General features: G+C 71.4%; 14 protein-coding genes and 2 pseudogenes. 13 read left to right on the top strand and 3 right to left on the bottom strand.

Annotated features, from left to right (window positions below):
- Positions 1 to 103 precede the first annotated feature (103 nt).
- Both AB0L59_RS32175 and AB0L59_RS32170 read left to right on the top strand, forming a co-directional pair.
- On the top strand, positions 104 to 1,213 hold the full coding sequence (locus AB0L59_RS32175) for an ATP-grasp domain-containing protein (protein WP_365590166.1): 1,110 nt from the start codon (positions 104 to 106) through the stop codon (positions 1,211 to 1,213).
- A 110-nt stretch (positions 1,214 to 1,323) separates the two neighbouring features.
- The gene (locus AB0L59_RS32170; protein WP_365590165.1) at positions 1,324 to 3,012 is read left to right on the top strand and encodes a carbohydrate binding domain-containing protein; all 1,689 of its coding nucleotides are present in this window, start codon (positions 1,324 to 1,326) and stop codon (positions 3,010 to 3,012) included.
- 490 nt (positions 3,013 to 3,502) lie between these two features.
- On the opposite strand, the gene AB0L59_RS32165 is transcribed toward AB0L59_RS32170, so the two are convergent.
- Complete coding sequence (locus tag AB0L59_RS32165) at positions 3,503 to 4,840, bottom strand: 6-phospho-beta-glucosidase (protein ID WP_365590164.1); 1,338 nt, start codon at positions 4,838 to 4,840, stop codon at positions 3,503 to 3,505.
- 405 nt (positions 4,841 to 5,245) lie between these two features.
- Positions 5,246 to 5,452, bottom strand: a complete 207-nt coding sequence (locus tag AB0L59_RS32160) for a hypothetical protein (protein ID WP_365590163.1) — start codon at positions 5,450 to 5,452, stop codon at positions 5,246 to 5,248.
- A 482-nt stretch (positions 5,453 to 5,934) separates the two neighbouring features.
- On the opposite strand from AB0L59_RS32160, the pseudogene AB0L59_RS32155 reads away from it, so the two are divergent.
- The 6 genes and pseudogenes from AB0L59_RS32155 to AB0L59_RS32130 form a co-directional block, all read left to right on the top strand.
- Positions 5,935 to 6,630: pseudogene (locus AB0L59_RS32155) on the top strand (beta-galactosidase domain 4-containing protein); the annotation flags it as partial.
- Between the two features lie 203 nt (positions 6,631 to 6,833).
- Positions 6,834 to 8,660 carry a LamG-like jellyroll fold domain-containing protein gene (locus AB0L59_RS32150; RefSeq protein ID WP_365590162.1) on the top strand — a complete coding sequence of 609 codons (1,827 nt, stop codon included), beginning with the start codon at positions 6,834 to 6,836 and terminating at the stop codon, positions 8,658 to 8,660.
- A gap of 584 nt (positions 8,661 to 9,244) precedes the next feature.
- Positions 9,245 to 10,003: an IclR family transcriptional regulator gene (locus AB0L59_RS32145; RefSeq protein WP_365590161.1), complete on the top strand. Its 759-nt coding sequence runs from the start codon at positions 9,245 to 9,247 to the stop codon at positions 10,001 to 10,003.
- A gap of 311 nt (positions 10,004 to 10,314) precedes the next feature.
- On the top strand, positions 10,315 to 11,562 hold the full coding sequence (locus tag AB0L59_RS32140; RefSeq protein WP_365590160.1) for an Ig-like domain-containing protein: 1,248 nt from the start codon (positions 10,315 to 10,317) through the stop codon (positions 11,560 to 11,562).
- Between the two features lie 179 nt (positions 11,563 to 11,741).
- Positions 11,742 to 13,142: a glycoside hydrolase family 16 protein gene (locus tag AB0L59_RS32135; RefSeq protein ID WP_365590159.1), complete on the top strand. Its 1,401-nt coding sequence runs from the start codon at positions 11,742 to 11,744 to the stop codon at positions 13,140 to 13,142.
- Between the two features lie 119 nt (positions 13,143 to 13,261).
- Positions 13,262 to 13,483, top strand: coding sequence for a hypothetical protein (locus AB0L59_RS32130; protein ID WP_365590158.1), 222 nt, complete (start codon positions 13,262 to 13,264; stop codon positions 13,481 to 13,483).
- A 685-nt stretch (positions 13,484 to 14,168) separates the two neighbouring features.
- Here the strand turns inward: AB0L59_RS32130 and AB0L59_RS32125 are convergent.
- Positions 14,169 to 15,089, bottom strand: coding sequence for an AraC family transcriptional regulator (locus AB0L59_RS32125; protein ID WP_365590157.1), 921 nt, complete (start codon positions 15,087 to 15,089; stop codon positions 14,169 to 14,171).
- 146 nt (positions 15,090 to 15,235) lie between these two features.
- Here AB0L59_RS32125 and tkt point away from each other — a divergent pair, with 146 nt between their 5' ends.
- The 5 genes and pseudogenes from tkt to AB0L59_RS32100 form a co-directional block, all read left to right on the top strand.
- The gene (gene tkt / locus AB0L59_RS32120) at positions 15,236 to 17,311 is read left to right on the top strand and encodes a transketolase (RefSeq protein WP_365590156.1); all 2,076 of its coding nucleotides are present in this window, start codon (positions 15,236 to 15,238) and stop codon (positions 17,309 to 17,311) included.
- A 29-nt stretch (positions 17,312 to 17,340) separates the two neighbouring features.
- On the top strand, positions 17,341 to 18,486 hold the full coding sequence (tal, locus tag AB0L59_RS32115) for a transaldolase (protein WP_365590155.1): 1,146 nt from the start codon (positions 17,341 to 17,343) through the stop codon (positions 18,484 to 18,486).
- On the top strand, positions 18,483 to 20,069 hold the full coding sequence (zwf, locus tag AB0L59_RS32110) for a glucose-6-phosphate dehydrogenase (RefSeq protein ID WP_365590154.1): 1,587 nt from the start codon (positions 18,483 to 18,485) through the stop codon (positions 20,067 to 20,069). The genes tal and zwf overlap by 4 nt, the downstream gene beginning before the upstream one ends.
- Positions 20,066 to 20,992 (top strand): glucose-6-phosphate dehydrogenase assembly protein OpcA, encoded by a 927-nt coding sequence (gene opcA / locus AB0L59_RS32105; RefSeq protein ID WP_365590153.1) that lies wholly within the window; start codon positions 20,066 to 20,068, stop codon positions 20,990 to 20,992. Before zwf ends, opcA begins: the two co-directional genes overlap by 4 nt.
- A gap of 1 nt (position 20,993) precedes the next feature.
- Positions 20,994 to 21,798 (top strand): annotated as a pseudogene (locus AB0L59_RS32100) (glucose-6-phosphate isomerase); the annotation flags it as partial.

Genomic DNA, 21,798 nt, shown 5'->3' with positions numbered 1-21,798 from the left:
CACCCCAACCTCCCTTCGACAGGGGTTGTTTGGCGTTCCTTCCTCCCTCCTGCCCGGGCACGGGCCGCCGAGCCCTGCCCGAAAACCCTGAAAGGCGGCCTGCATGCCCTCTCGCGTACGCGTCTGGCTCAACCGCACGTACGCGGAGAACGTGTTCTTCATGGATCAGCTGCGCAGAAATCCCAGCGACCGCGCGGTGGAGATCCATGCCACGCACGGGGACCCCGACTCCCCCGTGCTGGCCGCCGCCGACACCGCCGACCTGGAGCCGGAGGGCCTGTCCCCGGCCGCGTACGCCGAGTACGCCCTCGACCAGTGCGTCCGGCGCGGCATCGACGTGTTCGTGCCGCGACTGCACCAGGCGGCGATCGTGGCGCACCGCGCGGAGTTCGCGGCGGCCGGTACGGCGCTGCTCGCGCCGACGCCCGAGGCGGTGGCCGTGTTCGAGGACAAGGCGACCGCGTACGAGGCGGTGCGTTCGGTGGGCGTCCCGGTGCCGCCGTGGTGGCGGGTGCGTACGGCCGACGAACTCCTCGCGGCCGTCGAGAAGTTGGAGGCGGCCGGGCACAGGGCGTGCTTCAAGCCGGCCGCCGGGGCCGGCGGGGTCGGCTTCCGGGTGATCACGCGCGCGCCGTTCTCGCTGTCCGCCCTCGGCGGGTTCCCGAGCCCGTACGTCCAGCTCGATCCGGTCGTCGAGGCGCTGCGACGGGCCGGGGAGCCGGTGGACTGGCTGGTGATGCCGCGGCTGGAGCAGCCCGAGGTGTCTGTCGACTGCCTGACCGGGCCGGACAACCGGGTGCGGCTCGCGGTCGGCCGCACCAAGAACGGCCGCCGGCGGGGCTTCACCCTGCACGAACGGTGGCTGGAACCGGCCCGGCTGATCGCGGAAGGCTTCGGGCTGCACCATCTGTCCAACATCCAGTTCCGCATGTTCGGCGACCGGCCGGTGCTGCTCGACGTCAACACGCGGCCCGCGGGGGGCCTGCACCAGCTTTCCCTGTGCGGGGTGAACGCCCCTTGGGCGGCGGTGCGGTTGGCGCTGGGCGAGGATCCGGGAGTGATCGAGCCGCCGTTCCTGGGGCAGGACTACACGGTGGTCTCGGGCCCGCGGTCGCTGCTGCCCACGCCGCTTCCCCGGCAGCGGGAGGCGGAGATCGCCCTTCCGGCGGTACCCGTGCAGGCGGCTTCGGCGGTGGAGGCACTACCGCTCTAGGCCCTGTCGTACGCCGACCCTTGACAGTCCGATTGGTCCATACCAAATTCTGTGGCGCACCTTTGCACAGCCGTGCACTCCCGAACACCCCATCCCCACAGGGAGATCGTGTGCCCAACGTATTCGGACGTCCCAGACGTCGGCTTCTCGCTCTCCTCGGCTCCGCCGCCCTCGCGGTCGGCGGGGTCCTCGCCCTTCCGGGCACCGCTCAGGCAGCCAACATCCTCTCCAACCCCGGCTTCGAGTCCGGCGGCCTCTCTCCCTGGACCTGCACCGGCGGTCTCGGCTCGGTCGTCTCCTCCCCCGTGCACGGCGGCGCCAAGGCGCTGCAGGGCGCGGTGACGTCCAGCGACAACGCGCAGTGCAGCCAGACGGTCGCCGTCCAGCCGAACACGACGTACAGCCTCAGCGGCTGGGTACGCGGCAGTTACGTGTACCTGGGCGTGAACGGCGGCGCCTCGACGTGGACGACGTCGCCGTCGGCGTACAGCCAGTTGAGCGTCTCCTTCACCACCGGCGCCTCGCAGACCAGCGCCACCGTCTACGTCCACGGCTGGTACGCCCAGGGCACCTACTGGGCAGACGACATCAGCCTGGACGGCCCGGGCGGCGGCGGAGGCGGCGGGGACACGCAGGCGCCGACCGCGCCGACGGGGCTGACCTCGACCGGCAGGACGTCGTCGAGTGTGTCCCTGTCCTGGAACGCAGCCACGGACAACGTGGGCGTGACCGGTTACGACATCTACAGCGGCTCCAACCAGGTGCTGACCGTCTCCGGCACCTCCGCAACCGTCAGCGGACTGTCGCCCAGCACGTCGTACACCTTCACCGTGAAGGCGCACGACGCCGCCGGGAACGTCTCGGGTGCCTCCAACGCCGTTTCCGTGACCACGGACGCGGGAAGCGGCGGCGGCACCGGTTTCAAGCAGGCCGCACCGTATCTGTACGAGGGCTGGGGCGATCCACCGAGCCCGACGACGGTGATGAGCGCGACCGGAATCAAATGGTTCACGATGGCGTTCGTGCTGGACTCCGGCGGCTGCACACCGGCCTGGGACGGCAGCCGGCCGCTCACCGGCGGCGCCGACCAGAGCGCGATCAACGCGATCCGGTCCGCCGGCGGTGACATCGTCCCCTCGTTCGGCGGCTGGCAGGGCAGCAAGCTCGGAGCCAACTGCTCCTCCTCGAGCGCGCTCGCCGGGGCCATCCAGAAGGTGATCGACGCCTACGGCCTGAAGGCCGTGGACATGGACATCGAGAACACGGACGAGTTCGAGAACGAGGCCGTCCAGGCGAAGATCCTCACCGCGCTCAAGACGGTCAAGGCGAACAACCCCGGCCTGAAGACCATCGTCACCTTCGGCACCTCGACCACCGGACCGACGTACTACGGCAACCGGCTGATCGAGCAGGCGCAGTCGCTCGGCGCGAACATAGACGTGTTCACCATCATGCCGTTCGACTTCGGCGGCGGCTCGGACATGTACGGCAACACCGTGAACGCCGCCGAGGGCCTGAAGAACAAGCTGAAGTCGACCTTCGGCTGGGACGACGCGACCGCTTACGCCCACATCGGCATCTCGGGCATGAACGGTCTGTCCGACCAGCAGGAGACGACCACTCCGGCGATCTGGACCCAGATCCGCGACTGGGCGAACTCCCACCACATCGCGCGGCTCGCCTTCTGGTCGGTCAACCGTGACCGGCCGTGCGCGGGCGGCGGCGTGGTGAGCAACTGCTCCGGTATCAACCAGAACAACTGGCAGTTCACCTCGATCACGGCCGGGTTCAACGGCTGAGCGCATCCGGCGACGTCCCCCCGGTCCCAGGGCCGGGGGGACCTTTTTTCCGCGGGGGTGTATCAGAACGCGGCCCGGGCGCTCTTCATGACGGGAACGAAAGAAACACGGGGGAACAACGGGGGAGCGCCAACGGGGGATCCGCCGGGGGGACGGGTCGGTCGGTCGCGGTCACGGGGGGCGACCGACCGGCCCGGGGCGGACCGGTCACCACGTCCGCCTGCCGGGCGGGCTGGATACGACGCGACCGGATGAGCGTGCCCGGCGGGGTCTCGTCGGCGACGACGTCCTCCCCCTGCGGGTGGTTTCCAGGTGCAGCCTGCACGGAGAGCATGCGCAGGGGCATCTCGTGGGCGGCGCGGATGCCGGGCTCGACGCCCGACTCCCCTTCCGGTCGCGGCATGCGCGGGTCGCGCGCGTGACACCTCTCGCTACCGCTCGAGGAAACGGTCACCGAGCCAGGAAGCGGCCCACCGCCCTGGGGAGACGGCTACTTGAGGTATGCCAGGCCGGGGTGGACGTCGGTGTACCCCTCGACCAGCCTGCGGGCCACACTGACCGAGTCGACCAGCGGGTGCAGCGCAAAGGCTTTCACGGCCGTCTGCCGGGAGCCGCTCTCGGCGGCGGCGAGCACCTCCCGCTCGACGGCCTTGACCGAGCAGACCAGCCCGGTGGCGTGAGCGGGCAGCGGGCCGGCGGCGAGCGGGTGGGCGCCGCCCGCGTCGACCGTGCAGGGGACCTCGATCACCGCGTCACCGTCCAGCGCCGTGAGCGTCTTCCCGTTGCGCACGTTGAGGATCAGCGTGGTCCGCTCGTCGCGGGCGATGGCGCGCATCAGGGCGAGCGCGACCTTCTCGTACCCGCCGGACAGGTCCTCGGCCTCGCGCTCGCCCGCGCCGGCGCTCTCCCGGTTCTCGGCCATGTAGGTGGCCTCGCGCTCGGCACGGGTGCGGTCCCACACGTCCAGGGCGGACCGGTCCGCGCGCAGGGCCTCCGCGTAGAACCGGGCCTGCTGGTCGCGCAGGAAGGCACCCCGGGTCTGCTCGGCCTCCTGGTAGGCGCGTACGGCTTCCCGGTTGAAGTAGTAGTAGTGCAGGTACTCGTTGGGGATCACGCCGAGCGACTGCAGCCAGTCGACGCCGAACAGTCTCCCCTCCTCGAAGGAGCCGAGCAGGGCGGGGTCGGCGAGCAGCCGCGGGAGTTCGTCGCGCCCGGCGACCCGCACGCCGCGCACCCAGCCGAGGTGGTTGAGGCCGACGTAGTCGATGAAGGCCTCCTGCGGGTCGGCGCCTAGGACGCGGGCGATGCGACGGCCGAGCCCGACGGGTGAGTCACAAATGCCGATGACGCGGTCGCCGAGGTACCGGGACATGGCCTCGGTGACCAGGCCGGCCGGGTTGGTGAAGTTGATGACCCAGGCGTCCGGGGCGAGGCCGGCGATCCTCCTTGCGATGTCGACGGCGACGGGGACGGTTCGCAGGCCGTAGGCGATGCCGCCCGCGCCGACGGTCTCCTGGCCGAGCACGCCCTCGGCGAGCGCCACGCGCTCGTCGTTCGCCCGGCCCTCCAGGCCGCCCACACGGATCGCGGAGAAGACGAAGTGGGCGCCGGAGAGCGCCTCGTCGAGATCGGTGGTGACGGTCACCCGGGGCGCGTCCGGGACACCGGCGGCCTGTTCGGCCAGCACACGGCGTACGGCGTACAGCCGACGGTCGTCCAGGTCGTGCAGGACGACCTCGGTGACCCGCCCTTCAGCGTGGTCGGTCAGCAGCGCACCGTGGACGAGAGGTACCCGGAATCCGCCGCCGCCCAGAATCGTCAGCTTCACGTCTGCACCCTTCCACGGTCTCCCAGCACGACCACCTCCACCATGATCCCCCCATCATCCGCCCGGGCCGGATGCCGCCGACGCCGTGCAGACGCCGGCGGTCCGCGGTCTGCGTGTTCCGGTTCGCTGCCGGTGGCCGGAAACCCACGGATACGTCTGCTTCACGACAGCGGTCGGGCGCAGTGACGCGTGTGATTCTCGCAGCGATCGCCATCGTCGCCCCTCGGGCTGGGCGTGGCCGCGGCTCCCCCTGGTCTTCGACGCCTCGCGGCAGACCATGCAGCGGGGGCGGTACGGGCGGTGGACCGGGACCGTCCCGGCAAGCGCAGAAGGGACGCCGAGCGCACCGTTCGCGCCTTCTGCTTCGCGGTCCACCGGCGTCTGCGGCTACGGCGCGGTTTCACGTCAGGCGGCATGGCCGATGAGCTTCGCCGGCTCGTCGGCCGACTCCGAGGTCAACCGGTAGAACCCCTGGAGGCTGACCGAGCGCTCAGGACGGCCATCCACCACGTACTTCAGGCCACGCGTCCGGCCCCGGCGGTTGCGCCACGTAAGCCCCGCCAGAACGTCTCCGGGGATCGGCACGTCGAAACGTACGGGCGTCGCGTCCACGTGCACCGCTGCGGCGCCGCAGCCGCCGGCGCCGGGCATCGACCAGTCGCCGTGCCCCGGAAACGCCGGATCCCGCCACCTCGTAGGAGGGGTGCCGCAGCACTCGCGGCGCTGCAGCGTGGGAACGCTCGCCTGGTCCGGTGTCCGTGTCGGGGATGAGGTGTACGCGTTGCACTCAACCGGTGCGTCGCGTTCATGGTGAGCCGGATCCGGGTGATCGACAGTGGTTCTTCCCGGAAGGGGAGGGAGGGGACAGGTGCTGATGGCGTTCGAGGAGTCCGAGCGGCGGACGTGGACAGGGCGGGCCGATGTCGACGCCACGAGCTCGGCCGGACTCCGCACGACGCGCTGCTGCCTCCTGTGCCCGGAGGGTGGCGGCGAAGGCGCTGCCGGACCACCTCGTTCGGGCGCCCGCCGTGGGCCGCTGGTCCGGGGGTCACTCCGACCGCGCCGCGTGCCCGCCCGGTCACGGGGACGGGGGCGCGGACCACTGGGCGGCCACCGAGTCCACGCCGGGCCTTCAGGGGGGCTTCATCCGGGAGTTCTGAGGTCGCGGAATCCTGCTGCGCGTGAGCGACGGAGGACGGGCCGGGCGCGCGGAAGCCGCGCAGTACGACAACGGTGTCACCGCATCCGGCTGCCGCCGGGCCTGCGGCGGTGACGCCGGCGAGGCGGTGCACGACGGCCCCGCCGCCGCGGACGAGGTGGTCCTCCCCGTCGGCACGGCGAGGCGAGCCCTGTACGAGCGACGGGAGACCGCGGCTCCGGTCCGTATCCGGTGCCACCGGCACGAGGGGATCGTCGTCGCCAACACCCGGCGCTTCCCGGGCCTGGCCGGCCTCGCGGCGACCTGGGAGCTGACGCTGGCCGACGGCCGTACCCTGACCGCGCCGGCCGCGCTGCCCGATCTCCGGCCGGGCGAGACCGCGGCCGTACCGCTGCCCTTCACGCTGCCGCGGGACGGCGGTGAGGCCTGGCTGGCGCTGCGGGTGGTGACGGCCGAGGACGAGCCGCCGGCGCCGCACGGCACGGAGGTGTGCGCGCCGCGCGTCCGGCTGTGGGCGGCCGCCCCGGCCGCGGCGGTGCCGGCGCCGGTGGAGATGGACGACGACGGGCTGCCGGTGCACCCGGTGCCGACGGCGGCGCGCGCGCTCGCCCTGGGGTGGGCGCCCAGTGACGCGCCGGGCCGGGCCTCACGCGGGAACGGCACCACCGTTCCCGAGGACAACGTCCCGCCGGGCGCGCAGCGTCGCAGCCGGTCCCTGCGCCTCCTGTAGCCGCCCCAGTCCCCCCAGACTCCCTCCCCAGCCCACGGCTTTCCCTCTTCTCGCCTCCCCCCTGCCCCTTTCCCCGTCACCTCACCTCACCTCACGGAGCACACGTGTGTACGTCGCATGACCACAACCAGGGCGAGGCCGCACAGGCCGGTGCCGGAAGACGCGGTTTTCTCAGGGCCACCGCACTGCTGGGCGCCGCCGCGACGGCCAGTGTCGCGCTGCCGTCCCTCGCGGAGGCGGGCGGGAGGAGCGGCCGGCGGCCGGATGCGGACAGCCGCCGGTTCACACTGGCGGTGATGCCCGACACCCAGTACCTGTTCGACGGGCCCAGCATCTACCCGGCGCCGCTCGAGGCCTCGTTGCGTTATCTCCTGGAGCACGGCGAGGACGACAACATCGTCTTCCTGACCCACCTCGGCGACCTCACCCAGAACGGTGCCGAGGACGAGTTCGCGGCGATCGGCGAGGCGTTCGGAATCCTGGACCGGCGCGGTGTCGGGTACAGCGTGCTCGCGGGCAACCACGACATCAGGTCGTCCACGGACGACCGGCGCGGGCCGACTCCGTACCTGGACACCTTCGGGCCCCAGCGTTTCGGGGACAAGCCGACGTTCGGGGGCGCCTCTTCGGACGGCTACAACACGTACCACCTGTTCAGGGCGGCCGGTCGCGAGTGGATGGTGCTCGCGCTGGACTGGCGGCTGTCGGCGAACGGGTACGCCTGGGCGAAGGACGTGCTCGCCCGGCATCCGAAGACGCCGGTCGTTCTCACCACGCACGAACTGGTGGCGGGGGACGAGCAGTTGTCCTCGTACGGGCAGCAGCTGTGGGACCAGCTCGTAGAGGACCACGACCAGATCTTCCTCACCCTCAACGGCCACTTCTGGCCCGCCGGACGGGCGACCCGCAAGAACGCCGCCGGCCATGAGGTCCATCTGCATCTGACCAACTACCAGAACCGCTACTTCGGCGGCGCGGCGATGATCCGTCTGTACCACTTCGACCTGGACCGGAACGTCATCGACGTGGAAACGGTGTCGCCGTGGATCCTCGGCCGGGCCGGGAAGGGGCTCAACGAGCTGGAGCGGCAGGAGATCGAGCTCAGCGGTGAGGCGGACCGTTTCTCGGTCGAGATCGACTTCGCCGCCCGTTTCTCCGGCTTCGACCCGGTGCCGGCCCGCCCGGCGCGGCCGGCGTCGAAGATGCTCATCCCCGGCACCGTCGCGTACTGGCGCTTCGACTCGCCCGTCTCCGGCTCCGTCCGCGATCTGTCCGGCCGCGGAAACGACCTCACGACGGTCTCGGTGGCAGGCGGCTCGCTCGGCTGGTCGGCGGACCACCATCCCGACCAACCCGGCCACGGGAGCCTGGAGTTGCAAGGTTACAAGTCGCCGCTGAAGGGCGCGTATCTGCGCACCGTCGACTCGGCTCCGCTCAACTCGGCCACATTCGACAACGGTTACACCATCGAGGCCTACTACTGGCTGCCTGCCGACTGGGACGCCTCCCACCACGCCTGGTCGGGGCTGATCGGCCGGGCCGGCCGCAACGGCGACGTCGGCCAGCCCACGGACGATCCGGACGAACCGCCGGCCACCCTGTCGATCACCGACGGTCCGGGTCTGCAGTGGGCGGCCCGCCCGCTGAACCAGCAGGCCCTCCTCACCAACTGGGGCGACGAGACCGCGCGGGAGACCTGGTGGCACGTCGCCGTGGTGAACGACGGACGGCACACCACCATGTACGTCGAGGGCTGCCCGGTGGTCCGCAATCCGCACGCCACCGCGACCGGTGTCGCGTCGGCCGGCCGGCCGTGGCTGATCGGCGGCTATCAGTACGGCGGGCAGATCGACCAGATCCTGCACGGACGGCTCGGCGACATCCGCATCGTCGAGCGGGCGCTGCCCGTCACCGCCTTCATGACCCACTGACCCCGCCGAGGGCCACCACGACCGAGCACCGCCTGCCCGCCTGGGCCGACCCGGCCGACCCCGTGGGCACCGACACCCCGCAGCGCGGCATCGACTTCTGCCGGGCCGGTTCAGCCGCACCCACGCCGGGTCACCAGGTACGGGCATCGCGCGGTGACGGCGGCCCTGCGCGCGCGGCCTGTCCGGCTCGACCAGGGACATCTGCTCGCATGACGGTGACGACCGCTTCGCCCCGACCCGCAGGGAAATCCCGTCCCGGCCGGCGCACGTGGACGTGATCCGGGGGCGGGTACGCGGCCCGGCGACCGACCAGCACACCTTCAAGGCCCCCGACACCCGGGTCGTCCACACGGCGGACGTGTCGCGCGGCGGCCGTCGGCCCGTACGGCCCGATCCCCCACGAGCCGGGTGACGGCCATCCGGTGGGCCGACACCTGGCTCCAGTCCGGCCCCGTCTTCGTCGACGTGACCTGGAGCCCGGTCGAGCACCGGGTCGTCGCCTCCGGGGGCGCGCCCGGGACGGGCAGCTCACGGGGAGTCGGTTACGATCCCGCCCAGGCGAACGACGACAGGGTGGGGTGTCCGTGAGCGAACGGTCGGCGGCCGACCGGCTGCTGGCGGTGCTCGCCGCGTTCGACCACGAGCACCCCGCCCTGTGCCTGACGGACATCAGCCGCCGGGCCGGGCTCAGCCTGACCACCGCGCACCGCCTGGCGGGCACCCTGACGACGTGGGGCGCGCTGGAACGGGACAGGTCCGGGATGTACCACGTGGGGCTGCGGCTGTGGGAGGTGGCCGCGCTCGCCCCGCGCGGTCTCGGCCTCAGACAGCTGGCGCTGCCGTACCTGGAGGACCTGTACGAAGCGACGCACGAGAACGTGCAGTTGGCGGTGCGGGACGGGACGGAGGTCGTCTACATCGAGTGGCTGTCGGGCCGTTCGGCGGTGGGCGTGCACATCCGGGTCGGCGGCCGCTGGCCGTTGCACGCGACCGGGGTCGGGCTCGTCCTCCTCGCACACGGCGACCCGGGCGCGCAGGACGAGTACTGCGCCGGGCCGCTGGCCGCCTTCACCCCGTACACGATCAACGATCCGGCGCGGCTGCGCCGCATGCTCGCCGAGGTACGGCGCTCGGGCGTGGCGGTGAGCGAACGTCAGGTGACGGAGGACGCGCTGTCGGTGGCGGCGCCGGTGCGCGGGCCGGGCGGGGACGTGGTCGCGGCGGTGTCGGTGGTGGTGCCCCGGGCGGGCGCCCAGGTGCCGGCGCTGGCCCCGGCGGTGCGGCTGGCGGCCCGCGGGGTCTCCCGGGCACTGGGCTGGCGGCCCGAGCGGCGCGAGCGCTGATCCGGCGGTGCCCGGCCCCGGAGGACGGGACCGGTTTCACGTCTTTCAACCGAGGTGACCCCGCGCCTCCCGGATGAGCCCGGCGCGGACGGTGATCCCCTCCATGGTGCGGTACCGGTTACCACCGATCAGCACGTACTCGTACGGACGCCGTGCCGCGCCGCGACGGGGCGACGGGCGCGCGGCCGGTGGACGGCGGTTTCGGGCGTCCTCACCGGAATCTCAGGCAGCGCCCTCCGGATTCAAAGGATCGGCCCAGAAAACCGGCGCACGATGCCGGGGCAGCGACGGATGACCCAGGAAGGCGTGTCGTGGAAGTGGCGCACATATCGAACCGGTCCGGACGGCAGCCGGGCAGGTGGTCCCGGCGCGGTCTGCTCGCCGCGCTCGGCGCGGCGCCCGCCGCCGCGGCCCTGGCGGGGTGCAGTTCCTCGGCGGACGCGTCCACCGCCGGCGGCAAGGGGTCGACGGCGTCCGCGGGGTCGGCCACGGCGCAGCAGGCGACCATCGCCGTGACGCCCGCGGACGGCACGAGGAAGGCCGGTTTCACCAGCCCCGTCGAGGTCACCGTCAGCGCCGGCGCGCTCGAGTCGGTGCAGGTCACGGGCAACGACGGGTCGACGCTCGCGGGCACGTTCAACGCGGCCCGCACGAGGTGGACCTCCTCCCGCAACCCGTACTCCGGTACGAAGTACACGGTCACCGCCAGGGCGAAGGGCGCCTCGGACGTCCACGAGACGTCGTTCACCACCAAGGCGCCCGGCGCCACCTTCGTCGGCTACTTCACCCCGGAGGCCGGCTCCACGTCCGGTGTCGGCATGCCTGTGTCGGTCAACTTCTCGCATGCCGTCACCGACCGGTCCTCGGTGCAGAAGGCGATCACGGTGACGGCGGAGCCGGCCGTGGAGGTGGTCGGACACTGGTTCAGCGACACCCGGCTGGATTTCCGCCCGGAGACGTACTGGGCCCCGGGCACGAAGATCACGCTCGGCCTGCGCCTCAGGGACGTCGAGGGCGCGGACGGTGTCTACGGCATCCAGCACAAGGACGTCACCTTCCACATCGGCCGCGAGCAGATCAGCACGGTCGACCTCGCCACGAAGACGATGACGGTCCGCCGCTCCGGCAGGACCGTCGCCACCTATCCCGTCACCGGCGGCGACTCCGCGCACACGACCTGGTCCGGGATCATGGTGATCAGCGAGCGGTTCAAGCAGACCCGGATGGAGTCCTCCACGGTCGGCCTGGGCGACGAGTACGACATCCCGGACGTGCCGCACGCCCAGCGGCTGACCACCTCCGGCACCTTCATGCACGGCAACTACTGGGCGTCCCCTGGGGTGTTCGGGCACCAGAACACCAGCCACGGCTGTGTCGGCCTGCACGACGCCAAGGGCGCGGGCGACACCTCGGTGGCCGGTTACCGGTTCTACGAGAGCTCGATGCTCGGTGACGTGGTGATCGTCAGGAACTCCGGTGAGAGGACCGTCGACCCGGCCAACGGGCTCAACGGCTGGAACCTGTCGTGGGCCGACTGGAAGGCGGGCAGCGCGGTCTGAGGCGGTACGGGAGGCTTCACCCCGTGAACTCCCGTACGGAGGCAGGACTTTCTTTGTTTCAAGCCTTGACGGCCGTTGGGGCGGGGAGCACATTGGCGACACTCTGAGAGCGCTCTCAGAACCGTCTGGAGGCGCTCTTCGAGACTCCCCGCACACTCCTCGCACCCGAGAGGCCCCCCATGAGCGATTCCTCCGGCATACCCAGACCCCGCCCCCTGCGGCGCGCGCTCGTCGCCGTCGTCGCCACGCTCGGCCTGGCCGCGGCCGTCGCCACGGCCGCCACCGCACCCGCGAACGCCACCGCCCCCACCCCTCCCTCGGGCTGGTCCCAGGTCTTCCTGGACGACTTCAACGGCGCGGCCGGCTCCGGCGTCAACACCTCCAACTGGCAGTACGACACCGGGACTTCCTACCCGGGCGGAGCCGCGAACTGGGGGACCGGAGAGGTCGAGACGATGACCTCCGGCACCAGCAACGTCGCGCTCGACGGCAACGGCGATCTGCTCATCACGCCCCGCCGGGACGCCTCCGGCAACTGGACCTCCGGGCGGATCGAGACCACCCGCACCGACTTCCAGCCCCCGGCCGGCGGCAAGCTGCGCGTGGAGGCCCGTATCCAGATGCCCAACGTGACCGGGAACGCGGCCGCCGGCTACTGGCCCGCGTTCTGGATGCTGGGCGCGCCCTATCGCGGCAACTACCAGAACTGGCCGAGCGTCGGCGAGCTGGACGTCATGGAGAACGTCCAGGGCCTGAACAAGACGTGGGCCACCATGCACTGCGGCACCAACCCGGGCGGCCCCTGCAACGAGACCACGGGCCTCGGCAACTCGACGGCGTGCCCGGGCACCGCCTGCCAGTCGGGCTTCCACACCTACACCATGGAGTGGGACCGCTCGGTGACCCCGGAGGCGATCCGGTTCTACGTCGACGGCGTCAACTACCAGACCGTCACGGCGAACCAGATGGACGCCACGACCTGGGCCAACGCCACGAACCACGGCTTCTTCGTCATTCTCAACGTGGCGATGGGCGGCGGCTTCCCCGCGGCGTTCGGCGGCGGCCCGACCAGCGCCACGGAGCCCGGCCACCCGATGGTCGTCGACTACGTGCAGGTCCTGCAGTCCTCGGGCAGCGGCGGCGGCACCACTCCCCCGCCGACCGGCAACCGCGACGCCTACAGCGCCGTCCAGGCCGAGTCCTACGACAGCCAGTCCGGCATCAGCACCGAGACCACCACGGACACCGGCGGCGGCCAGGACATCGGCTGGATCGCGAACGGCGACTGGGCGCTGTACAAGGGCGTGAACTTCGGCTCCACGGCGGCCACCCAGTTCTACGCGCGGGTGGCGAGCGGCGCGGCCGACGGCGTCAGCGGACTGGTCGAGGTGCGGCTGGACAGCCGTAGCAGCACGCCCGTCGGCAGCTTCGCCGTCGGCAACACCGGGGGCTGGCAGTCCTGGCGGACGATCCCCTCCAACATCGGCTCGGTCACCGGCACGCACGACGTGTATCTGACCTTCACCAGCGGTCAGCCGGCCGATTTCGTGAACGTCAACTGGTTCGACTTCGGCCACTGATCACCGGCGCCGGGGTTGACCTTCACGTACGGGTCAGCCCCTGGCGTCGCCGGAACGGGGACGCGGCCGGAGAGGTGATCCGCTCCGCGCATCCCGCCCGCTCCCCCCCCCGTGAACGGGTGGTCCGCCGGCTGGGCCGGCGGGAGTACGCGGTCGCGGAGGCCGGGACGTTCCGCCGGGCGGACCGGGACCCGTATCCCGCCCGTCCCTGCCTCGGCTTCCATCTCGTGACCTACGTCAGGCTCATGGAGGTGGCGCGACTGCGGCCGGGCGACGCGGTGTTCGTCTCCGGCTGGCCGACCGGGGCGACCGGCGGGCCGGCGGGCAGATCGCCCGGCTGAAGGGCGCGGGGAGGGCCGTCGGCAGCGCCGGCTCGGCGGCGAAGACGGCCCACGTGACCGGGTGACTCGGCTTCGACGCGGCCTTCGATCCACCGCACGGGCCCGTCGCCGACCGGTTGCGCCAGGCCGCGCCCGACGGGATCGACGTGTACTCCGACCGTGGGGGCGGCGAGCAACCGCGGGCCGCCGTCGAGGTGATGAGCGTCCACGGCCGCATCGCCGTCCGCGGTGCGCTGCTCCGGCACCCTCCGCGGTTTGACGGTCCACGACCACCTCGAGGGGGTGGCCGAGTTCGGGGAACAGCTGCGCGACGGATCGACCGTGTACGAGGAAACGGTGGTCGACGGCCCGCAGAGCGCGCCGGGCGCGGAGGCGGACCTGGTGCGCGGCCGGGGCGCGGGGAAGACGGACCGCGGCCGGGTACCGGCTGTACGGCCCGGAAACGGGCACCCGGGTCCGCAACGTACGCGATCTGCTCGCCGACGGGTTCACCGTGGAGAGCGTGTGGTCCTTCGTGCGCCACCTGGACCGCGACCGCACGAGGTGTTCGCCTGCACAGAGGCCTGCGCCGAGCGCTGCCGGTGGGCGCGCGCAGGATGGCCGAACTTCGGGAGCGGATGGCGGCGCTGACCCGGGCGCGGACACGCTGATGCGCCGGATGCCGTGACTCGCCGGCCCCTGCCGTTCAGCGCAGTTCGGCCCGGAAGGCGGCCGGTGTCTGACCGGTGTGCAGATGGAAGAACTTGGTGAAGTTCGCCGCGTCGGGGAAGCCGACGGCCACCCCGACGCGGCCGATCGGCAGGTCGGTGTGGGCGAGGAGGCGCTTGGCCTCCAGGATCACGCGTTTGTCGATGAAGCCCTTGGGGGTCTCGCCGGTGGCGGCGCGGACGGCGCGTACGAGGGTGCGGCGCGAGTAACCGAGCGCGTCGGCGTAGGCGCTGACGCTGTGATTGGTGGCGAAACCGTGTTCGACGGCGTCCCGGAAGCGGGTGAAGGTGCTGTCCGTCCGCTGCCGCGTGGCCTCCGCGGAGCTGGCCGCGAGGTGGGCGAGGCGCAGCAGGAACGCGGTGAGGGTGTGCCTGAGGACGGCGGTGTGCAGGCTGAGCGGGAGCGTGGCGGTGTCCTCGTACTCGCGCCTCAGCTGGTCGAGCGCGGCCTGGAGGGCGGCGAACCGGACCGGGTCGGGGTGCAGCAGGGGCGGGAGGTCGTAGCGGTACAGGCCCGTGGCCTCGACGGTGGCACGCGGCAGAAAGCCGGGCTGCATGGTCAGCACGGTTCCGCGGTACACGGCCTCGCGGGAGAAGCGGTGGACCTGTCCGGGGCGGATCCACAGCAGGTCGCCGGGGCCGGCCTCGTACTCGGCGAAGTCGATCATGTGCCGCACGGGCTCGCCGGTGACGAGCATGACGACGTGGAAGTCGATGCGGTGGACGCGGTGCAGAGGGGCGTCGTGCCAGGTGTGATCGGCCCCCATGGGGCCGACCTGCATACCGACGCCGCCGACGGCCAGCTCGGTCGGGAAGGGGAAGGTTCTGATGCCGTCGCCGTCCGCGGTCCGCTCGCGGTCCGTACCCTCGCCGTCGGCTTGGGGTGCTCTGTCAGCCATGTCCTTTTCGTGCCGTCCCTGTCGCATGATCGCTGTCCCAGATTCACCACAGGCTGACACACCCCGACCTTCCTTGGAAAAAGTCAGACTTTTAAGTTTGAACGCGTCAGGCCAGCAATCCCGCACTGAACGAGGACTTCTTGAAGATGACCACGCAGACTTCCGATGGCTTCGAGTGGACCCACCTCGACCGGCGTGCCGTGGACACCGCCCGTCTGCTCGCGGCCGACGCGGTCCAGAAGGTGGGCAACGGCCACCCCGGGACGGCGATGAGCCTGGCACCTGCCGCGTACACGATCTTTCAGAAGGTGATGCGGCATGATCCGGCCGACCCGGAGTGGGCCGGCCGCGACCGCTTCGTCCTCTCCCCCGGCCACACCTCGCTGACCCTGTACACGCAGCTGTTCCTGTCCGGGTACGAGCTCGAGCTGGACGATCTGAAGGCGTTCCGGACCCAGGGTTCCAAGACCCCCGGCCACCCCGAGTACGGCCACACCGCCGGCGTCGAGACCACCACCGGTCCGCTCGGCCAGGGCGTCGCCAACGCGGTGGGCATGGCGATGGCCGCCCGCTACGAGCGCGGCCTGTTCGACCCGGAGGCTCCCGAGGGCACCTCCCCGTTCGACCACACCGTCTGGGCGATCGTCTCCGACGGCGATCTGGAGGAAGGCGTCTCCGCCGAGGCCTCCTCGCTGGCCGGCCATCAGAAGCTCGGCAACCTGGTCTTCCTTTACGACGACAACCACATCTCCATCGAGGGTGACACCGCGACCGCCTTCTCCGAGGACGTGCTGAAGCGGTACGAGGCCTACGGCTGGCACACCCAGCGCATCGAGCCCACGGCCGACGGCGACATCGACGTCCCGGCCCTGTACGCGGCGCTGAAGGCCGCGCAGGCCGAGACCGGGCGGCCCTCGATCATCGCCATGCGCACGATCATCGCCTGGCCCGCCCCGAACGCCCGGAACACCGAGGCCTCCCACGGCTCCGCGCTCGGCGAGACGGAGATCGCCGCCACCAAGCGCGTCCTCGGCTTCGACCCGGAGCGGACGTTCCAGGTCGAGGACGACGTGCTCGAGCACAGCCGGCGGGCCCTGGACCGGGGCGCCGAGGCACACGCGGCCTGGGACAAGCGGATCGCCGAGTGGCGCGCGGCCCAGCCGGAGCGCGCCGAGCTGTTCGACCGGATCAGCAAGGGCGAGCTGCCCGAGGGCTGGGAACAGAGCGTCCCCGTCTTCGAGGAGGGCAGGTCGGTCGCCACCCGTGCCGCCTCCGGCAAGGTGCTGCAGGCGCTCGGCCCGGTGATCCCCGAGCTGTGGGGCGGCTCCGCCGACCTGGCCGGCTCGAACAACACCACCATCGACGCGAGCAGCTCCTTCCTGCCCCAGGACAACCCGCTGCCCGAGGCCGACCCGTACGGCCGCACCGTCCACTTCGGCATCCGCGAGTTCTCCATGGCCGCGGAGATGAACGGCATCGCCCTGCACGGCAACACGCGCGTCTACGGCGGCACCTTCCTGGTGTTCTCCGACTACATGCGCAACGCGGTGCGCATGTCGGCGCTGATGCAGCTGCCGGTGACGTACGTGTGGACGCACGACTCCGTCGGCCTCGGCGAGGACGGCCCGACCCACCAGCCGGTCGAGCACCTGGCCTCGCTGCGCGCGATCCCCGGCCTGAACGTCGTCCGCCCGGCCGACGCCAACGAGACCGCGATCGCCTGGGCCGAGATCCTGAAGAGGCACGCCGTGAACCCCGCCCCGCACGGGCTCGCGCTCACCCGCCAGGGCGTGCCGGTGTACGCGCCGAACGAGGACGCGGCCAAGGGCGGCTATGTGCTGCGCGAGTCCTCGACCGAGGTCCCGGAGGTGATCGTCATCGCGACGGGCTCCGAGGTACAGCTGGCGGTGGCCGCGCGGGAGCTGCTGGAGGCCGAGGGGATCGGCACGCGCGTGGTGTCGATGCCGTCCGTGGAGTGGTTCGAGGAGCAGCCCCGCGAGTACCGCGAGCGGGTGCTGCCGCCGGCCGTGAAGGCCCGGGTGGCCGTCGAGGCCGGGATCGGTCTGACCTGGTACCGGTACGTGGGCGACGCCGGCCGGATCGTCTCCCTCGAGCACTTCGGCGCCTCCGCGGACGCCACCACCCTGTTCGCCGAGTTCGGCTTCACCCCCGAGAACGTCGCCGCGGCGGCCCGCGAGTCGCTCGCCGCCGCGCGCGCCTGACACCGACGCGATACCTTCCCGATAGAAAGATGATCACTGTGACCGAAGCAATCGCCACCCCGGGAGCCCTCAAGCGCCTCGCCGACGAGGGCGTGTCGATCTGGCTGGACGACCTGTCCCGCAAGCGGATCACCTCGGGCAGCCTCGCCGAGCTGGTGGCGAGCGGAAGCGCCGTCGGTGTCACCACGAACCCGTCGATCTTCCAGGCCGCCATCGGCTCCGGCGAGGGTTACGAGGAGCAGCTCACGGACCTCGCCGTACGGGGCGTGACGGTGGACGAGGCCGTACGGATGATGACCACCGCCGACGTGCGGGACGCCGCCGACATCCTGCGTGACGTGTACGACGCCTCCGCCGGCCGGGACGGACGGGTCTCCATCGAGGTCGACCCGCGCCTGGCCCACCACACCGAGGCCACCGTCGCCGAGGCCAAGCAGCTCGCCTGGCTGGTCGACCGCCCCAATGTGATGATCAAGATCCCGGCGACGAAGGCGGGCCTGCCGGCGATCACCGAGGTCATCGGTCTCGGCATCAGCGTCAACGTGACCCTGATCTTCTCCCTGGAGCGCTACCGGGAGGTCATGGCCGCCTACCTGGCCGGCCTGGAGAAGGCCCGCGAGCGCGGCATCGACCTCTCCACCATCCACTCGGTGGCGTCCTTCTTCGTCTCCCGCGTGGACTCCGAGATCGACAAGCGGCTGACCGCGCTGGGCACCGACGAGGCCCTCGCCCTCAAGGGCCGCGCGGCCCTCGCCAACGCCCGCCTCGCCTACGAGGCGTACGAGGACGTCTTCGGCTCCGACCGCTGGCTGGCGCTCGCCGGGGACAAGGCGAACAAGCAGCGTCCGCTGTGGGCGTCCACCGGTGTGAAGGACCCCGCGTACAAGGACACCCTGTACGTGGACGAGCTCGTCGCGCCGGGCACCGTCAACACGATGCCCGAGGCCACCCTGAACGCCGTCGCCGACCACGGCGAGATCACCGGCGACACCGTGACCGGCGGCTACGACCGGGCCCGCGCCGACCTGGCCGCCGCCCAGCGGCTCGGCATCTCCTACGACGAGGTCGTCCAGCAACTGGAGGACGAGGGCGTCGCCAAGTTCGAGGCGGCCTGGCAGGAGCTGCTGGACGCCGTAGCGAAGTCCCTGACGAGCAAGGGAGTTGACGCCCGATGACCGAGAACACACCCGCCGCCCAGGCGCCGGCGGAGGTGACCGTGCCGGTGGCCCCGGCCGCCGACTGGGAGAACCCGCTGCGGGACGCCCGCGACCGCCGGCTCCCCCGGATCGCTGGCCCGTCCGGGCTGGTCATCTTCGGTGTGACCGGTGACCTGTCCCGCAAGAAGCTGATGCCGGCGGTCTACGACCTCGCCAACCGCGGTCTGCTGCCGCCGGGCTTCTCCCTCGTCGGGTTCGCCCGCCGCGAGTGGGAGGACCAGGACTTCGCGCAGGTGGTGCACGACTCCGTGCGTGAGCACGCCCGCACCCCGTTCCGTGAGGAGGTGTGGCAGCAGCTCGCCGAGGGCATGCGGTTCATCCCCGGCGACTTCGACGACGACACCGCGTTCAAGCAGCTGAAGGACGCCGTCGAGGAGCTGGACGCCTCCCGCGGCACCGGCGGCAACTTCGCCTTCTACCTGTCGGTGCCGCCGAAGTTCTTCCCGAAGGTCGTGCAGCAGCTGAAGAAGCACGGCCTGGCGAGTCCCCCGCAGGGCTCCTGGCGGCGCGCGGTCATCGAGAAGCCGTTCGGCCACGACCTGGCCAGCGCCCGCGAGCTGAACGCGATCGTGCACGAGGTGTTCGAGCCGGACCAGGTGTTCCGCATCGACCACTACCTCGGCAAGGAGACCGTCCAGAACATCCTGGCGCTGCGCTTCGCCAACCAGATGTACGAGCCGATCTGGAACCGCTCCTACGTCGACCACGTACAGATCACGATGGCCGAGGACATCGGCATCGGCGGCCGCGCCGGGTACTACGACGGCATCGGCGCCGCCCGTGACGTCATCCAGAACCACCTGCTGCAGCTGATGGCGCTGACCGCCATGGAGGAGCCGATCGCGTTCGACGCGGAGGCGCTGCTCACCGAGAAGCTGAAGGTGCTGAAGTCGGTGCGGCTGCCGGAGGACCTCGGTGCGCACACCGTGCGCGGCCAGTACACGGCGGCGTGGCAGGGCGGCGAGAAGGTCGTCGGCTACCTCCAGGAGGACGGCATCGACCCCAAGTCGAAGACCGACACCTTCGCCGCGGTCAAGCTGGGCATCGACAACCGCCGCTGGGCGGGCGTCCCCTTCTACCTGCGCACCGGCAAGCGGCTCGGCCGCCGGGTCACCGAGATCGCGGTGGTCTTCAAGCGGGCCCCGCACTCCCCCTTCGACTCCACCGCGACCGAGGAACTCGGCCAGAACGCGATCGTGATCCGGGTCCAGCCCGACGAGGGCATGACCGTGCGGTTCGGGTCGAAGGTGCCGGGCACCTCGATGGAGATCCGGGACGTGTCGATGGACTTCGCCTACGGCGAGTCGTTCACCGAGTCGAGCCCGGAGGCGTACGAGCGGCTCATCCTGGACGTGCTGCTCGGCGACGCGAATTTGTTCCCCCGTCACCAGGAAGTGGAAGAGTCCTGGAAGATCCTCGACCCGATCGAGGGGTACTGGGCGGCGCACGGCAGGCCGGCGCAGTACGCGTCGGGCAGCTGGGGACCGAGTGAAGCGGACGAGATGCTCGCACGAGACGGACGGAGCTGGCGCAGGCCATGAAGATCGACCTGACCGACACCACGGCAAGCAAGATCAACAAGGCGCTGGTTCAGGGCCGCCGCGCCATCGGCACCCCGGCCGTGGGCATGGTCCTGACGATGGTCATCGTCACGGACGAGGAGAACGCCTACGACTCGATCAAGGCCGCCGAGGAGGCCTCGCACGAGCACCCCTCGCGGACCCTGGTCGTCATCAAGCGGCACGCCCGCACCCTGCGCGACCGCACCCACTCCCGGCTCGACGCCGAGGTCCGGGTCGGCTCCGAGGCCGGCACGGGCGAGACGGTCGTGCTGCGCACCTACGGCGAGGTGTCCGACCACGCCAACTCGGTCGTCCTGCCGCTGCTGCTGCCGGACGCGCCCGTCGTCGTGTGGTGGCCGGTGGAGGCGCCCGACGCCCCGTCGAAGGACCCGCTCGGCGCGCTGGCCCAGCGGCGCATCACGGACCTGTACGCGGCCCTGCAGCCGATGGAGGTCCTGCAGACCCGGGCCCGCAACTACGCTCCCGGCGACACCGACCTCGCCTGGACCCGCCTCACGCTGTGGCGGTCCATGCTGGCCGCCGCCCTGGACCAGGCCCGGGTGAAGGTGACCTCGGCGGCCGTCGAGGCCGAGGCGGACAACCCCAGCGCCGAGCTGCTGGCCCGCTGGCTGGAGGCGCGGCTGCACGTGAACGTGGACCGCGTGGTCACCGCGGGTCCGGTCGTCACGGCCGTACGCCTCGGCACCGCGAACGGCGAGATCGTCATCGACCGCCCCGAGGGCCCGCTCGCGACCCTGACCCTGCCGGGCCAGCCGCCGCGCACCCTGGCGCTGAAGGTCCGCTCCACCTCCGAACTCATCGCCGAGGAGCTGCGCCGCCTCGACGCCGACGAGATGTACGCCATCGCCCTGAAGGGCGAGGCCGCCAAGGAGAACGCCTGAGATGGCTCAGTCCGAGTCTGTGAAGCTCATCAACCGGCCCGAGTGGACGGCCCTCGCGGACCACCGCGCCGAGGGGCGGCCGCATCTGCGCGAGCTGTTCGCGGCGGACCCCGGCCGCGCCGAGCGGTACGTCGTGCGGGTCGGCGACCTGTACATCGACTACAGCAAGCACCTGATCACCGACGAGACCCTGGCCCTGCTCCAGGAACTCGCCACCGCCACCGGCGTGTTCGCGCTGCGCGACGCCATGTTCCGCGGCGAGAGGATCAACGTCACCGAGAAGCGGGCCGTGCTGCACACCGCGCTGCGTGCCGCCCGGGACGCGGTGATCGAGGTCGACGGCGAGAACGTGGTCCCGAAGGTGCACGCGGTGCTGGACAAGATGGCCCGCTTCGCCGATCAGGTCCGCTCCGGCGAGTGGCTCGGCCACACCGGCAAGCGGATCAGGAACGTCGTCAACATCGGCATCGGCGGCTCCGACCTCGGTCCCGCGATGGCCTACGAGGTGCTGCGCCCGTACACCGCACGGGAGTTGACGTTCCGGTTCGTGTCGAACGTGGACGGCGCCGACCTGCACGAGGCCACCCGTGACCTGGACCCGGCGGAGACCCTGTTCATCGTCGCGTCCAAGACGTTCACCACGATCGAGACGATCACCAACGCCACCTCGGCGCGTTCCTGGCTGCTCAAGGCCTTCGACGGCGACGAGAAGGCGGTCGCCAAGCACTTCGTGGCGCTGTCCACGAACGCGGAGAAGGTCACCGAGTTCGGCATCGACCCGGACAACATGTTCGAGTTCTGGGACT

It is taken from the genome of Streptomyces sp. NPDC052109 (genome assembly GCF_040680195.1).
GTDB lineage: Bacteria > Actinomycetota > Actinomycetes > Streptomycetales > Streptomycetaceae > Streptomyces.
Note: the sequence above shows the minus strand (reverse complement) of the source record. Positions and strands in the feature narration are given on the sequence as shown.

Bases quoted from the DNA above. Each gene is read 5' to 3' on its own strand.
- AB0L59_RS32175 (WP_365590166.1), top strand. From the start codon at position 104: ATGCCCTCTCGCGTACGCGTCTGGCTCAACCGCACGTACGCGGAGAAC.
- AB0L59_RS32135 (WP_365590159.1), top strand. From the start codon at position 11,742: ATGAGCGATTCCTCCGGCATACCCAGACCCCGCCCCCTGCGGCGCGCG.
- AB0L59_RS32125 (WP_365590157.1), bottom strand. From the start codon at position 15,089: ATGGCTGACAGAGCACCCCAAGCCGACGGCGAGGGTACGGACCGCGAG.
- tkt (WP_365590156.1), top strand. From the start codon at position 15,236: ATGACCACGCAGACTTCCGATGGCTTCGAGTGGACCCACCTCGACCGG.
- tal (WP_365590155.1), top strand. From the start codon at position 17,341: ATGATCACTGTGACCGAAGCAATCGCCACCCCGGGAGCCCTCAAGCGC.
- zwf (WP_365590154.1), top strand. From the start codon at position 18,483: ATGACCGAGAACACACCCGCCGCCCAGGCGCCGGCGGAGGTGACCGTG.
- opcA (WP_365590153.1), top strand. From the start codon at position 20,066: ATGAAGATCGACCTGACCGACACCACGGCAAGCAAGATCAACAAGGCG.